The sequence below is a fragment of the Pantoea sp. PvP021 genome (genome assembly GCF_054056055.1).
This window is the reverse complement of the sequence record NZ_JBSRXX010000002.1, coordinates 126,714-141,597: the sequence shown is the minus strand read 5'-3', so window position 1 is coordinate 141,597 and position 14,884 is coordinate 126,714. Positions and strand designations below refer to the sequence as shown.

The window sequence follows — 14,884 nt, the reverse complement described above, 5'->3', positions numbered from 1 at the left end:
ATGAAAAAGAATGATTTAGCTGTTATGCACTGGGGCACGTATCACGTCACCACCGAAGGGGACACGCTGACGTCGGTCAGGCCGGTGGCGTGGGACCGTAATCCCTCTGCGATCGGGCAGTCGTTACCGGGCGCGGTGCAAAGCGAAACCCGGGTCAAAAATCCGGCCGTCAGGCTCGGTTATCTCCAGAACAGAAGCGCATCCCGCAACGGGCGCGGCAAAGAGCCGTTTGTGGAAGTGAGTTGGGATGTTGCGTTGCAACTGGTGGCGGAGGAGCTGGGGCGTGTCAAAACAGAGCACGGCAATCAGGCGATCTACGCCGGCTCTTACGGCTGGTCGAGTGCCGGACGTTTCCATCATGCCCAGAGCCAGCTTCATCGTTTCTTTAACCACTATGGCGGCTATATCGCCAGCACCAACACCTACAGCATTGCGGCCGGTGAACGCACGCTGCCGCACATCATCGGCAACCTCGATGAGTTACAACGTCACCATACCCATTGGCCGGTTCTGGCAGAGCATTGCGAACTGTTTGTGGCTATCGGGGGTTTGCCGCTGCGCAATGCGCAGGTCAATGGCGGCGGGGCTAATGACCATGCGCTTTCTCATTGGTTAACCACGCTACGGCAGAATGGCACCCGGTTTATCAACATCAGTCCGGTCAGAAACGATCTCGCTGGGGTGGCGGATGCGGAGTGGCTGGCGATACAGCCCGGCTCCGATACGGCGCTGTTACTGGCAATCGGGCAGGTGTTAATTACTGAATCTCTTTACGATGCGTCATTCACAAAACGTTACACGGTGGGCTTTGACCACTATGCCGCCTACCTGCTGGGTGAACGCGACGGGATAGCTAAAACGCCAGAATGGGCCGCTCCGCTGACCGGGCTGGCGGCCGCGGAGATCCGTGCGTTGGCACGGCAGATGGCGGCGCATAAAACGATGGTGAATATTGCCTGGTCAGTGCAGCGGGCGCGGCAGGGCGAGCAGGCTTTCTGGGCCACCGTTGCGACCACCGCTTTGCTGGGTCAGATTGGCACACCCGGCGGCGGGCTGGGCTTTGGTTACGCCTCAACCAATCTGGCCGGTGCCGCCCGGCGACAGTTTTCCGGGCCTCGTCTGCCCGCCGGTCATAATCCGGTGCAGCAGACGATTCCGGTGGCACGCATCGCCGACATGTTGCTCAATCCCGGAGGGCACTATGAGTTTGATGGGCAACAGCGGGTCTATCCCGACATCCGGCTGGTCTACTGGGCGGGCGGCAATGTCTTTCATCACCATCAGGATATCAACAAGCTGATACGCGCCTGGCAGCGGCCGGACACCGTAATTGTGCATGAGCAGTTCTGGACGGCACAGGCAAAATTTGCCGACATCGTGCTGCCTGCGACCACGTCGCTGGAGCGTGAAGATATCGGCAGCGCCAGCAACGACGGTTTTATCATCGCCATGCCGCAGCATCTGCCGCCGTTTGGCGAGGCAAAATCGGATTACGCAATTTTTGCCGCCCTGGCGCAGCGGCTCGGTTTTGCTGACGCCTTTACGCAGGGACGGGATGAGCGCCAGTGGCTTCAGTCACTCTATGAAGATTCCCGGCCACGCGCGGCAGCGCAGGGCATCGAACTGCCGCCATTTGAGGCGTTCTGGTCACAGGGCGTGGTGGAGTATCCCGCGCCAGAGACGCCGCAGATCCTGCTAAAAGCGTTTCGTGATAACCCGGAGTCAGCCCCGCTCAGCACGCCGTCGGGGAAAATCGAGCTTTTTTCTCAGCAGGTGGCCGATTTCGGGTATGACGAAGCGCCCGGATTTGCCTGCTGGTATGCGCCGGAATACCAGGCGCAACAGCAGGAAAAGCAGCAGTGGCCGTTGCATCTGCTCTCCAGCCAGCCACGGACCCGGTTGCATAGTCAGTACGATCATGGACGGGTCAGCCGGGCCACCAAAATTGCCGGGCGTGAGCCACTCTGGATGCATCCTGAAGATGCTGCTGCGCGCGGCATTGAGGAGAACAGCATCGTAAAAGTCTTTAACGGACGCGGCGCGCTGCTGGCGGGTGTGCATCTGACGCAGGATATCCTGCCGGGTGTCGTACAGATGTCGACCGGCGCCTGGTATGACCCGCTCGATCAGCAGGAGGGCCAGCCGCTGGATAAACATGGCAATCCCAATGTGCTGACCCAGGATAGCGGCAGTTCACGACTCGGCCAGGGGTGCAGTGCGCAGACCTGTTTTGTCGAGATTGCGCTTTATCAACAGCCTTTGCCTGAGATTACGGCATGGTTACCGCCGGCATTCGTGGCGTGGAGCGCAGAGTAATCTGCGGGTTTAAAGCCCGCGGCGTGGTGGGATATTCCCATCCGTCGCATATACATAGCAGGATTAGTTGGTAGTTAACGCATAAATGAAATGGCAGTGTAAAGCGATTCCATGCCAACAGAGTGTCAATCATGAGCGCGTTAACCACAGCAGAATTGCCGGTAATTGATTTCGCATTATTGTCAGGTAATCAACAGCAGCAGCAACAGGTCCTGGAAAAATTAAGCCAGGCCGCGCGTGATGTCGGTTTCTTCTATTTAATTAATCACGGTATCGACCGTGAATTATTAGATGAGGTTCAGCACGTCGCGCGGAAATTTTTTGCCCTGTCACAGGCGGATAAATCCGCAGTGGCGATGGCGAACTCGCCGCATTTTCGCGGCTATAACCTGGCGGGGGTTGAAATAACCCGCAGCCAGCCTGACTATCGCGAGCAGTTTGATATTGGTGCGGAACGGGAAGCGCTGCCCGTTACCGCCGATTCACCCACCTGGCAACGGATGCAGGGGCCGAATCAGTGGCCTGAAGCTTTACCTGAACTGCAAACGGTGGTCACCCGCTGGCAGCAGCAGATGACAGCGGTGGCGCTGGAGCTGCTGCGCGCCTTTGCCGGGGCACTGAATCTGCCGCGCAACGCCTTCGATAACCTCTATGGCGACTATCCCAACGAACATATCAAACTGATCCGTTATCCGGGCCGCACGGAGGGCGAATCACGCCAGGGTGTTGGCGCGCACAAAGATTCAGGCTTCCTGACGATGTTACTGCAGGACGATCAGCCGGGCTTACAGGTGGAAGTGACGCCGGACAACTGGATCGATGCCTCACCACTGCCGGGCGCGTTTGTGGTGAACATTGGCGAGCTGCTGGAGCTGGCAACCAACGGTTATCTTCGCGCAACGGTGCACCGTGTGGTGTCGCCACCGCAGAGCAGCGAGCGCTTATCCATCGCCTTTTTCCTTGGCGCTCAACTCGACGCCGTGGTGCCGATCTATCAACTGCCTCCTCAACTGGCTGAACTGGCACAGGGACCGAGCAGCGATCCGCTTAATCCGCTGCTGCGCGAAGTGGGCTGGAACTACCTTAAAGGCCGGCTGCGTTCGCATCCGGAAGTTGCCCAGCGTTTCTACCCCGAACACAACACCCACTGATAACGATAAGAGATAAATGATGATGATTAAAAAGCGCTTTCTGGCCCTGGCCGGTCTTTCACTGCTGATTGCCCAGAGTTTACAGGCCGCGCCGCTGCGCGTAGCGGCCGATCCGCTGCCCCATGCGGAAATCCTGGAGTATGTCAAAACCCTGGATCCGAAACTGGATCTCAAAATTGTTGAGCTGAGCGGGGGCGTGAATGCCAATGAGCTGCTGGCCGCCGGGGATGTGGATGCCAACTACTTCCAGCATCTGCCTTACCTGAAAGATCAGGAGAAGGCGCTGGGGAAAACCTTTGCCGTGGCCGCCAGTGTTCACATCGAGCCGCTGGGTATCTATTCGCGGAAAGTGAAAAGTTTAGCGGCGCTACCTGAAGGGGCCAGCATTGCGGTACCTAACAATACCACTAACCTGAGCCGCGCACTCTGGCTGCTGCAGGACAAAGGGGTGATCAAACTCAACGCGCAGGGTGAAACGGGTTCGACGCTGGTGACGCCAAAAGATATCAGTGATAACCCGAAGAAAATTAAGATCGTTGAGATTGAGTCGCCGCAGCTGCCACGCTCGCTGGATGATGTGGATGCCGCAATTATCAACGGCAACTACGCGCTGGAAGCAGGTCTGACCCCGGCGAAAGATGCGCTGGGACTGGAGTCTGCAGCACATAATCCCTACGCCAACCTGCTGGTAACGACGCCAGAACTGGCGAAGGATCCCCGCGTGTTACAGCTGGCGAAAGATCTGCGCTCGCCGCAGGTAGCGGAGTTTATCCGTAAAAATTATCAGGGCTCAGTGATTCCGGTTGCGGACCAGCAGCATGATTAAACTCAGTCATCTCAGCAAACAGTATCCTGGCGCATCTGCGCCAGCGTTAGACGACATCTCACTCACCATCGAAGAGGGGACCATCTTTGGCATCCTTGGCCGGAGCGGAGCGGGCAAAAGTACACTATTGCGCTGCCTCAATCGACTGGAGAGTCCCACCAGCGGCCTGATTGAAATCGACGGGCAGGATCTCGCTGCGATGAGCCTGGCGCAACTGCGTCAGCAGCGACAGCAGATGGGGATGATCTTCCAGCACTTCAATCTGCTGCATTCGCGCAACGTGCAGGACAACGTCGATCTGGCGCTGGAGATTGCCGGTGTGCCTGCGGCTGAACGCCGCGAGCGGGTCGCATCGCTGCTGAAACTGGTGGGGCTGGCCTCCTTTGCGGCGGCCTGGCCGTCGCAGCTCTCCGGTGGACAGAAACAGCGCGTCGGCATCGCCCGCGCGCTGGCCGCCCGACCCCGTTATCTGCTGTGCGATGAGGCGACCAGCGCGCTGGATCCCGAAACCACCACCTCAATTCTCGATCTGCTGGCCGATATTCAGCAGCAGCTCAATATCACCATTGTATTGATCACCCATGAAATGGCGGTGGTGAAGCGGATTTGTGACGGGGCGGCGCTGCTTGAGAATGGCCAGCTGGTTGAGAGCGGCAGCCTGAGCCAGATCATGGGACGTGAAGAGGGACGCCTGCGCAAAATGCTGCTGAAGGATGGCGAAGCAGACCGGGCGTTTATCGAAAAATATCAGCGTGAGGCGTTAACCCGATGCGTAGCATGAGTAGTGAGCGGTTTCAGGAACTGCTGCTGAACGCCACTGGCGAAACACTGTATATGGTGTTGCTGGCGGCCCTGTTCACGGTCGCGATAGGGCTGCCGGTAGGCGTGCTGCTGTTTCTGACCCGGCCAAAAGGCATTCTGCCCAATCGCGCGATTTCACTGCTGCTGAATACGCTGGTAAATACCGGACGCGCCTTGCCGTTTGTGGTGCTGCTGATTGCGCTGATCCCCTTTACCCGTCTGCTGGTCGGCACCACGCTGGGCAGCACTGCCGCTATTGTGCCGATTACGCTGGGGGCATTTCCCTTTTTCGCCCGCATCGTGGAGAACGCGCTGGATGAGGTCGACCGCGGCCGCATAGAAGCGGTGGTATCAATGGGCGGTACCCTGTGGCATATCGTCAGCCGTGTGCTGCTGCCGGAAGCGCTTCCCGCGCTGGTGGCGGGCGTTACCCTGACGATTGTGATGTTGATTGGCTTCTCGGCGATGGCGGGCGTGGTTGGCGGTGGCGGGCTGGGCGATCTGGCGATTCGCTACGGTTATCAGCGTTTCGATAACCAAATCATGTCGGCCACCATTGTAGTGCTGCTGGCGCTGGTGATGCTTATTCAGAAACTCGGCGACCGGCTGGTACGCTCGCTGGCTTATCGTCGATAAGGGGGAACGATGTTTCGCGTGATGTCGCCGAAAGGCTATCTGCAACGGCCAGGGCTGCGGGCCGGGGTGGGAGAAATTATCCGGCCGCTTGCCTCGCATATTCACATCCTCACCTCGCCGCGGGCCTGGCAGGCGGTGAATCCTGACATGAGCATAAGTCTGGAACGGGCGGGGATCCGCTGGCAGCTCGACACCCTGACCGGTGAGTGTACCGACGCGGCGATTGCTGCCCTGCAACAGCAGGTGCAGACGCACGGCGCTACCCTGATTCTGGCAGTCGGCGGCGGGCGGGTTCTGGACTGCGCCAAAGCGGTCAATGATGCGCTGCCGGATATCCGGCTGGTTAACTTCGCCACGCTGGCCGCCACCTGTGCCGCCTGGTCTCCGCTGGCGATTATCTATGATGAGCGCGGCGGCCATCTGCGCAGCCAGCCACTGAATGCCATGCCGGAGCGGATTCTGGTGGACAGCGAGGTTATCGCCCGCAGCGAGGTACGCTATCTGCGGGCCGGGATCGTGGATGCGCTGGCCAAATGGTTTGAATTTGAGCCTTATCAGCGACAGACGCCGCATCAGCTGGCGCTGGATCTTAAAGTCGCAGCCGCCTGGCAGGCGGTGACGGTGCTGAAACGCTGGGGAGACACGGCAGTGGCCGATAACATCAGGCAGCAGGTCACCCCGGCGCTGGAGAAAGTGATTGAAGCCAACATTGTGCTGGCGGGGCTGGCTAACAGTATTCAGGATGAGATGGCAACCCCCGGTTTTGCCCATATCATCCACGATCGCCTGACTCACCAGCCAGAGCTGCATAACTGGCTGCATGGTGAAAAGGTCGGCTTTAGCTTGCTGGTACAATCCTGGATTGAACAGCAGGGTAAGCAGGTGGAGCCTGAACTGCTGGCGCTGCTGCGCCGTTTCCACTCTCCCCTGACGCTGCCTGCGGCGATTAACGCGGACAGGGTAAGAGAGATTGCGCAGCAGATCCATTTCCCCTCCGCCAGCCTGGCGCACCTTCCCTTTACGTTCGATCACCCTCTGCTGGAGCAGGCCTTGCTGGCGACTTCTGCGTTTAAACAGTAAGTGCGGTCAGCGAATCGATCAGTGGTCGTTGCTTGATAACCTACCAATAGTAACTTACCTTTAGTAGCTTAATGACTAATCAGGTAAGGTGACGACGATGCATGCATTAATAGTGACTTCCCATCCCAATCAGGACGCTCACACCCATCGCGTGGCGGACCAGCTGGCGCAGGGCATTATCGCGACAGGCCATCATACGGCTGAAAAGGCCGATCTGGCGGCAGAAGGGTTTGATCCAGGTTTTTCGCTCAGCGATCACAGACATTTCAACGGTCTGGCACCGACGCCGCCCGATGTGCTGGCAGAACAGCAGCGGCTGGATCGTGCCGATGCGCTGGTGCTGGTCTATCCGGTCTACTGGTGGTCATTTCCGGCACAGCTTAAAGGCTGGATAGACCGCGTTTTCATCGCGGGCTGGGCCTTTGATGAGCAGGATGGCCATATCGTAAAACGCCTCGGCCATCTTCCCGTGCATCTGGTTGCGATTGGCGCGGCTGATACCCGAACCTTTCTGCGGCGCGGCTATTTCGCCAGCATGCGGAATCAGATTGATCACGGCATCTTTGACTATTGCGGTGCGCTGGTGGTGACCAGTGAACTGTTGCTTAGCGGCGATGAAGGTTATCCTGAGTCACACTATCAGCTGGCGCATCAACTGGGCCAGCGTCTGTTCGCCCATCAGGAAAAACATGACCGTTGAAAAAACACCCCGTAAGCGTCTGACACGCGAGGCACGACGCAGGCAGTTGTCAGACGTCGCGTGGCAGATAATGCAAACCGAAGGCAGCGAGGCACTGACGCTGGCCAGAGTCGGCGACGCGGCGGGGGTCAGTAAACCGGTGGTTTATGACCACTTCACCACCCGTCATGGATTGCTGGCGGCGTTGTATGACGATTTTGATCGTCGCCAGACCGAAAAGATGGAAGCGGCGATGAATGCCGCACCGATGGTGATGCAACAAAAAGCGGAAGTGCTTGCGGCCTGTTATGTGGATTGTGTGATGACGGAAGGGCGTGAGATTCCGGAGTTGCTGTCAGCGCTCAGCACCTCGCCGGAACTGGCTGCCGTCAAACGCCACTATCAGCTCGACTTTATCGCCCGCTGTCAGCGCTGGTTTGCCCCTCTGGCTGGCAGCAGCGGCATTCCGGAAGCAGGCATGTGGGGCTTGCTGGGGGGCGCGGATGCCATCGCAGGCGCGGTGGCACGCGGCGATGTCAGCAAACCGGAAGGAGAGCAGGCGATCACTGCCATGGTCGTGGCGCTGGTGGCAGGCAGCCGTGCGTCGGAATCGGATTAGCATAAAAAAGGCGGCCCGCAGGCCGCCGAATCCTTCAACCACAACAGGCGTTGTGTAAGTAGTGGCAACGTACAATGATGATCGTTTTAGCCTTTCACCCCGCCCGCGGTTAAACCGCTCACCAGCCAGCGCTGCGCCAGCAGGAAAACCAGGGTGATCGGAATCGCGGAGAGCACCGCCGCAGCGGCGAAATCGCCCCACAGATAGTTCTGCGGATTGAGGTACTGCTGCATCCCGACCGCCAGGGTGTAGCTGTTTACATCTCGCAGCAGCAGCGAGGCGACCGGCACTTCAGTCACCGCGGCGATAAACGCCAGAATAAACACCACCGCCAGAATCGGCACCGACAGCGGCAGCAGCACCAGCCGGAACGCCTGCCACGGCGTTGCGCCATCCAGCGCGGCGGCCTCTTCCAGTGACCCGTCGATAGTTTCGAAATAGCCTTTGATAGTCCAGACATGCAGCGCGATACCGCCCAGATAGGCGAAGATCACCCCACCGTGGGTATTCAGCCCGATAAAAGGCAGATACTGACCGAGACGATCAAACAGGGCATAGAGCGCCACCAGCGACAGCACCGCCGGGAACATCTGGAAAATCAGCATTCCTTTTAGCAGGCTGGCACGGCCGGTAAAGCGCATACGGGCAAAGGCATAGGCGCAGGTGGTAGAGAGCGCCACGATGCCCAGCGCACTGATTGCCGCAATCTTGATCGAGTTCCATAACCAGAGCAGCACCGGGAAGGGCGGCGGTGTCACCCGGCCATCCGCATGTTCCACGCTGAAACCCAGCGCCAGACGCCAGTGCTCCCACGAGATCTGCTCCGGGATCAGGCTGCCGGTGGCGAAGTTCCCGGCACGCAGCGAAATCGCAATCACCATCAGCAGGGGAAAGAGAATCGCCGCGATAAATAACAGCAGCAGCAGATGCGTGGTGAACAGACGCAGCCGTTGCGATTTCGGTTGTACCATAGCCATAACAACTCCTCAGAGCCTGGTCCCTCAGGCTATTTTATTTGTCAGTCTGAACCCGGGCAGTGCTCACAATCCTCACCTCCCAGGTTCCGGTTGTTCCACGCTCTTCGCGTCCGGACTGCCTGCAACCATGACGCCAGTCGGGCCAGGCGCTTAGTCGAATTTCATCCGCGAGGCTTTCAGGTTAATCACCGCCAGCGCACCAACCAGCAGGAAGATCAGCGTGGCGATAGCGGCGGCCAGCCCAAAGTCCTGCCCGCCGCCGCCTTCAAAGGCGATACGCCAGGTGTAGTTCACCAGCAAATCGGTGTAACCGGCTGGCGTGGTGGTGCCGAGGCGATCCGGCCCGCCGTTGGTGAGTAACTGCACCAGCACAAAGTTATTAAAGTTAAAGGCAAAGCTGGCGATCATCAGCGGCATCAGTGGTTTCAGCAGCAGCGGCAGAGTTATCAGGAAGAAGTTCTGCAGCGGTCCTGCACCGTCCATCGCCGAGGCTTCATAGAGATCGTCCGGAATCGCCTTCAGCAGGCCCATGCAGAGGATCATCATGTAGGGGTAGCCGAGCCAGGTATTGACGATAATCAGCATGGCGCGCGCCAGCGTCGGGTCGCTGAACCAGGCCGGCTTCACGCCAAACAGCGCGCTGAGCATCACGTTGATTTCACCAAAGCTCTGGTTGAACAACCCCTTGAAAATCAGGATCGAGATAAACGCCGGCACGGCATAGGGCAGAATCAGCATCACCCGATAGACCGCTTTGCCGCGCAACGCCTCCCACTGCACCAGACACGCCAGCACCATACCCACCGCGACGGTCAGCACCACGGTGATCAGCGAGAAGAGTAGCGTCCAGCCAAATATCGCCAGGAACGGCTTCTGAATCCCTTCGTCAGTAAACACCCGCACGAAGTTTTTCCAGCCGGTATTCACGGTAAAGCCGGGACTCAGGGTTTCGTTCGCCCAACTGCCGTCGGCGTTAATCGCCTGGTAGAAACCAGTCTGGGGATTAGCACGATAGCGCGCGTTACTCTGCTGGTTGATCAGCTCATCCTGCGCACCCACCCGATAGAGCGGCTGGGTGCCGGAGAACTGGCGCAGCGAACTCATCCGTAACTGACGACCATCCGGCATTTCCGCCCGGATCTGGCTCAGTGCCTGACGATGGGTCGTGATCGCTCTGAAGTTCGCCCGTTCACCTGACGGTGGTGCGACAGGGGCCATTTTCAGCGTCTGTTCAGCGCCAAACTGAAACGGCGGCGAAACATAGTCTTTGCCATCATTCAGCACCAGCTGCCAGCGATCGCCGGCCGGGAACAGAGAAAAACTGACTGCTTCACCCGACTGGAAGGTGCGGCCCAGCAAAACCTGCTGCGCCCGTTCAAAGGTGAGCTGGTTGCTGCTGCTGTAGTTGGTAAAGGCAATGGCAATCGTGCAGGCAAGGGGAAACAGTACAAACAGCGCCATTCCCGCCACGCCGGGATAGACATAACGCCACGCATAGGCGCGACGGTTAGCAAAAATCCACAGTCCGGTCGCACTTAGGATCAGCGTCAGCAGCGCAAACAGATATTCGCCCTGCGCGTACATCAGCACCAGCAGATAGCCGACCAGCAGACAGCAGATCCCGATGAGAACGCTTTTCAACAGCACACTGCGCGTTTTCGGTTTTCCTGACATGATGCGGTTTTCCTTAACGGTCACTCAAGCCGGGTTGCCCCGGCTGCAAGGGGAGATTACTTCTTCAGACGGGCCTGAGCATCTTTCAGTGCGGCGTCGACGCTCTGACGACCGCCCAGCGCGTTCAGGGTAGCGGTGCGCATCGCATACCAGAATGCCGCCATCTGCGGGATATTCGGCATGATGTCACCCTGACGGGCATTGTTCATGGTGGCGGCGATACGCGAATCTTTTTCCAGCGTCTGCTGGAAAGATTTCAGCGCCACAGCACCCAGCGGCTTATCTTTGTTGACCGCATCCAGACCGGTGTCAGTCAGCAGATAATTCTCCATGAACTCTTTCGCCAGCTCTTTGTTAGGACTGGCGGCGTTGATCCCGGCACTCAGCACGCCGACAAAGGCTTTCGACGGTTTACCGTTCAGGGTTGGCAATTCGGTGACGCCATAGTCGATGCCGCTCTTGTCGAGGTTGCCCCACGCCCACGGACCATTAATGGTCATGGCGGTTTCGCCTTTGTTAAAGGCGGCCTCAGCAATCGAATAATCGGTGTCCGCGTTCAGGGTTTTGGCTTTAACCTGATCGACCAGGAACTGCATGCCCGCTTTAGCACCGGCGTTATCGACGCCGACATCCTTCACGTCATAATGTCCGTCGGTGAGCTTAAAGGCGTAAGCACCGCCTGCGGCCAGCAGCGGCCAGGTGAAGTAGGGCTCCTGCAGGTTAAACATGATGGCGCTTTTGCCTTTGGCGCGCAGTTGCTTGTCGAGACCGGCAATCTCTTCCCAGGTTTTTGGCGGGTTCGGCAGCAGCTTTTTGTTGTAGATCAGTGACAGCGACTCAACGGAAATCGGATAGCCAATCAGCTTGCCGTCGAAGCGCACCGCGTCCCAGGTGAACGGGAAAAGCTTCTCGCGGAAGCTGGCATCCGGCGTGATCTCAGCCAGCAGGCCGGACTGCGCGTAGCCGCCGAAACGGTCATGTGCCCAGAAGATAATATCCGGGCCATCGCCGGTCGCCGCGACCTGCGGATACTTCTCTTCCATTTTGTCAGGATGTTCGACCGTGACTTTGATGCCGGTCTCCTGCTCAAATTTCTTACCCACTTCGGCAAGGCCGTTGTAGCCCTTGTCACCGTTGATCCAGATGACCAGTTTACCTTCCTCAATTTTTGCCATCGCGCTTGCCGAAAAGAGCACGGCAGAGAGGGCAGAAAGGGCCAGAATTCTTGCTCCGGTTTTCATCGTCATAAATCCATCCTGTTAGCGGAAGTGGTGAATGCTTTACCGGCATCATTGTGCTTATCCGCCACGGCTTCTCATCCTCCTCTGCTCTACGCCCCTCGACCTGCCGCTGTGATCGCGCTGGCAAAAAGCCCTTTAAGCGGGCGCTTACGCGGCAAAAATTCCTGCGGGTCTGCGTTAGCGATCACAAAAAAGCGCGGCAGCGTGCGGGCCGCGGCGTCAGCCCGCGTTTCTCCTCCTCCCGCCTCCTCCCCCAGCGGAATGCAGTGGGGTGGAGGATGTTACCGCCAGTTTCCTCTCGCATAGTGAGCCCCGGAACTCGTCTGCCGCTGGGCAGACACGACTATGCAGCTAAGAGGGAAGGGATCATGGCGAGCGTTGTGTTACGCAATGTCACGAAAGCCTGGGGCGATACGGTGGTGTCGAAAGATATCGATCTCACTATTCGTGAAGGGGAATTTGTTGTTTTCGTCGGCCCATCAGGCTGTGGCAAATCGACGCTGCTGCGCATGATTGCCGGACTGGAGACCATCACCAGCGGCGAGCTGTTAATCGGCGACCGGCGCATGAATGAAGTGCCGCCCGCCGAACGCGGCATCGGCATGGTGTTTCAGTCCTATGCGCTCTATCCCCATCTGTCGGTGGCGGAGAACATGTCTTTTGGCCTCAAACTGGCCGGGGTGAAAAAAGCGGAGATCCAGCAGCGGGTTAATCAGGTGGCGGAGATTCTGCAACTGGCGCATCTGCTCGATCGCCGTCCTAAAGCCCTCTCTGGCGGGCAGCGTCAGCGCGTGGCGATTGGCCGCACGCTGGTGGCGGAACCGCGCGTCTTCCTGCTGGATGAACCACTGTCGAACCTTGACGCCGCGCTGCGCGTTCAGATGCGCATTGAGATCTCCCGTCTGCATAAGCGCCTGAAGCGCACCATGATTTACGTGACCCACGATCAGATCGAAGCGATGACGCTGGCCGACAAAATCGTGGTGCTGGATGCCGGACGCATTGCGCAGGTCGGTAAGCCGCTTGAGCTGTACCACTATCCCGCCAACCGCTTTGTCGCCGGATTTATCGGCTCACCAAAAATGAATTTCCTGCCGGTCAAAGTGACCGCCACCGCCATCGATCAGGTTCAGGTGCGGCTGCCGAATCAGCAGCTGGTCTGGCTGCCGGTTGACAGCGCCGGTGTGCAGGTCGGCAGCAACATGTCACTGGGTATTCGCCCGGAACATCTGCTCTCCAGCGATATCGCCGACGTCACCCTGGAAGGGGAAGTGCAGGTGGTGGAACAGCTGGGGCATGAAACACAGATCCACATCGAGATTCCCGCTATCCGTCAGAACCTGGTCTACCGCCAGGAGGACGTCGTGCTGGTAAAAGAGGGCGCCATCCTCGGTATTGGCCTGCCGCCCGAGCGTTGTCACCTGTTCCGCGAGGACGGGAGCGCGTGCCGCAGGCTGTATCAGGAGCCGGGTGTATAGCCCTGCCAAAAACAATAAAAGCAATGACCTCAGGAGATAGAAAATGTTAACTCTGCGCAAACTTCCCATCGCCGTTGCCGTCGCGGTGGGAACCCTCTCCGCCCCGACGATGGCGGTTGATTTTACCGGTTACGCCCGTTCCGGCATTGGCTGGACCGGCAGCGGTGGTGAACAGCAATGTTTCCAGGCCACCGGCGCCCAAAGTAAATACCGTCTGGGCAACGAATGTGAAACTTACGCCGAACTGAAATTAGGCCAGGAAGTGTGGAAAGAGGGCGACAAAAGCTTCTATTTCGACACCAACGTGGCTTACTCCGTGGCACAGCAGAATGACTGGGAAGCCACATCGCCCGCCTTCCGTGAAGCCAACGTAAAAGGTAAAAACCTGATCGACGCGCTGCCTGGCTCTACCATCTGGGCCGGTAAGCGTTTCTATCAGCGTCATGACGTCCATATGATCGACTTCTACTACTGGGATATCTCGGGCCCAGGTGCCGGTCTGGAAGATGTCGATCTCGGCTTTGGTAAACTCTCTTTCGCCGCAACCCGTTCGTCTGAAGCGGGCGGCTCTTACACCTTCTCCAGCGATCGTATCCGTGACTTCGCCACCAGCACTGCCAACGACGTGTTTGATGTGCGTCTGGCCGGTCTGGAAACCAACACCAACGGCGTGCTGGAGCTGGGTGTCGACTACGGTCGTGCCAACGCCCGTGACGACTACCGTCTGGAAGAGGGGGCTTCTAAAGATGGCTGGATGTTCACTGCTGAACATACCCAGAGCATGCTGAAGGGCTATAACAAATTCGTACTGCAGTATGCCACCGATGCGCTGACCTCTCAGGGCAAAGGCGTGCCGCAGGGCACCAGCCTCAATAACAATGGTGACATGTATCGCATCCTCGACCACGGTGCGATCTCGCTGGCGGAACGCTGGGATCTGATGTACGTCGCTATGTACCAGAACATCGATCTGGACAACAACCGCGGCACCGAGTGGTACACCGTGGGTGTGCGCCCGATGTACAAATGGACGCCGATTATGAGCACGTTGCTGGAACTGGGCTACGACAACGTCAAATCACAGCAGGCTAACGAACGCAACGGCCAGTACAAAGTGACGCTGGCGCAGCAGTGGCAGGCGGGCGACAGCATCTGGTCACGTCCGGCTCTGCGTCTGTTCGCGACCTACGCTAAATGGGATGAAAAGTGGGGCTACAACAAAGATAACTCAGGCGATCTCACCACCTTCGCCTCTGCGGACACCAGCGGTAACGGCATCCTGACTAACAGCCGTGGTAAAGACGATGAAGTGACCTTCGGCGCGCAGATGGAAATCTGGTGGTAAGCCAGCACTTTTTCTGACAGGCGCGCCTGCGCCTGATGGATCTCTTTGGTCGCGGTGTGCC

General features: G+C 58.3%; 13 protein-coding genes. 10 read left to right on the top strand and 3 right to left on the bottom strand.

The window, feature by feature from the left end; all coding sequences use genetic code 11:
* From ACVKSX_RS09735 to ACVKSX_RS09700, 8 genes are all read left to right on the top strand, one after another.
* A complete protein-coding gene (locus ACVKSX_RS09735) occupies nt 1-2,316 on the top strand; it encodes a molybdopterin-dependent oxidoreductase (protein WP_354438748.1) in 2,316 nt (771 codons plus the stop codon).
* A 131-nt stretch (nt 2,317-2,447) separates the two neighbouring features.
* Nucleotides 2,448-3,467 (top strand): isopenicillin N synthase family dioxygenase, encoded by a 1,020-nt coding sequence (locus ACVKSX_RS09730; RefSeq protein ID WP_191923945.1) that lies wholly within the window; start codon nt 2,448-2,450, stop codon nt 3,465-3,467.
* Between the two features lie 22 nt (nt 3,468-3,489).
* Nucleotides 3,490-4,293, top strand: coding sequence for a MetQ/NlpA family ABC transporter substrate-binding protein (locus ACVKSX_RS09725; protein WP_010247386.1), 804 nt, complete (start codon nt 3,490-3,492; stop codon nt 4,291-4,293).
* Nucleotides 4,286-5,074, top strand: a complete 789-nt coding sequence (locus tag ACVKSX_RS09720; RefSeq protein ID WP_010670747.1) for a methionine ABC transporter ATP-binding protein — start codon at nt 4,286-4,288, stop codon at nt 5,072-5,074. Before ACVKSX_RS09725 ends, ACVKSX_RS09720 begins: the two co-directional genes overlap by 8 nt.
* Nucleotides 5,062-5,730 (top strand): methionine ABC transporter permease, encoded by a 669-nt coding sequence (locus tag ACVKSX_RS09715; RefSeq protein ID WP_010247380.1) that lies wholly within the window; start codon nt 5,062-5,064, stop codon nt 5,728-5,730. Before ACVKSX_RS09720 ends, ACVKSX_RS09715 begins: the two co-directional genes overlap by 13 nt.
* Nucleotides 5,731-5,739: 9 nt before the next feature.
* A complete protein-coding gene (locus ACVKSX_RS09710; protein WP_010247378.1) occupies nt 5,740-6,810 on the top strand; it encodes an iron-containing alcohol dehydrogenase family protein in 1,071 nt (356 codons plus the stop codon).
* A gap of 97 nt (nt 6,811-6,907) precedes the next feature.
* Nucleotides 6,908-7,510: an NAD(P)H-dependent oxidoreductase gene (locus ACVKSX_RS09705; protein ID WP_354438751.1), complete on the top strand. Its 603-nt coding sequence runs from the start codon at nt 6,908-6,910 to the stop codon at nt 7,508-7,510.
* Complete coding sequence (locus tag ACVKSX_RS09700; RefSeq protein WP_122889333.1) at nt 7,500-8,108, top strand: TetR/AcrR family transcriptional regulator; 609 nt, start codon at nt 7,500-7,502, stop codon at nt 8,106-8,108. The genes ACVKSX_RS09705 and ACVKSX_RS09700 overlap by 11 nt, the downstream gene beginning before the upstream one ends.
* Before the next feature lie 86 nt (nt 8,109-8,194).
* Here the strand turns inward: ACVKSX_RS09700 and malG are convergent, their stop codons facing one another.
* The 3 genes from malG to malE all read right to left on the bottom strand — a co-directional run bounded on the left by malG (nt 8,195) and on the right by malE (nt 12,006).
* Nucleotides 8,195-9,085 carry a maltose ABC transporter permease MalG gene (malG, locus tag ACVKSX_RS09695; protein WP_010247369.1) on the bottom strand — a complete coding sequence of 297 codons (891 nt, stop codon included), beginning with the start codon at nt 9,083-9,085 and terminating at the stop codon, nt 8,195-8,197.
* A 150-nt stretch (nt 9,086-9,235) separates the two neighbouring features.
* Nucleotides 9,236-10,759: a maltose ABC transporter permease MalF gene (gene malF, locus ACVKSX_RS09690; protein WP_307381617.1), complete on the bottom strand. Its 1,524-nt coding sequence runs from the start codon at nt 10,757-10,759 to the stop codon at nt 9,236-9,238.
* Nucleotides 10,760-10,815: 56 nt separating this feature from the next.
* Nucleotides 10,816-12,006, bottom strand: coding sequence for a maltose/maltodextrin ABC transporter substrate-binding protein MalE (gene malE, locus ACVKSX_RS09685; RefSeq protein WP_307381620.1), 1,191 nt, complete (start codon nt 12,004-12,006; stop codon nt 10,816-10,818).
* A 362-nt stretch (nt 12,007-12,368) separates the two neighbouring features.
* On the opposite strand from malE, the gene malK reads away from it, so the two are divergent.
* Together malK and ACVKSX_RS09675 are read left to right on the top strand one after the other, a co-directional pair.
* Complete coding sequence (malK, locus tag ACVKSX_RS09680; RefSeq protein WP_010247360.1) at nt 12,369-13,478, top strand: maltose/maltodextrin ABC transporter ATP-binding protein MalK; 1,110 nt, start codon at nt 12,369-12,371, stop codon at nt 13,476-13,478.
* Between the two features lie 43 nt (nt 13,479-13,521).
* The gene (locus ACVKSX_RS09675; protein WP_033760237.1) at nt 13,522-14,823 is read left to right on the top strand and encodes a maltoporin; all 1,302 of its coding nucleotides are present in this window, start codon (nt 13,522-13,524) and stop codon (nt 14,821-14,823) included.
* Nucleotides 14,824-14,884 lie beyond the last annotated feature (61 nt).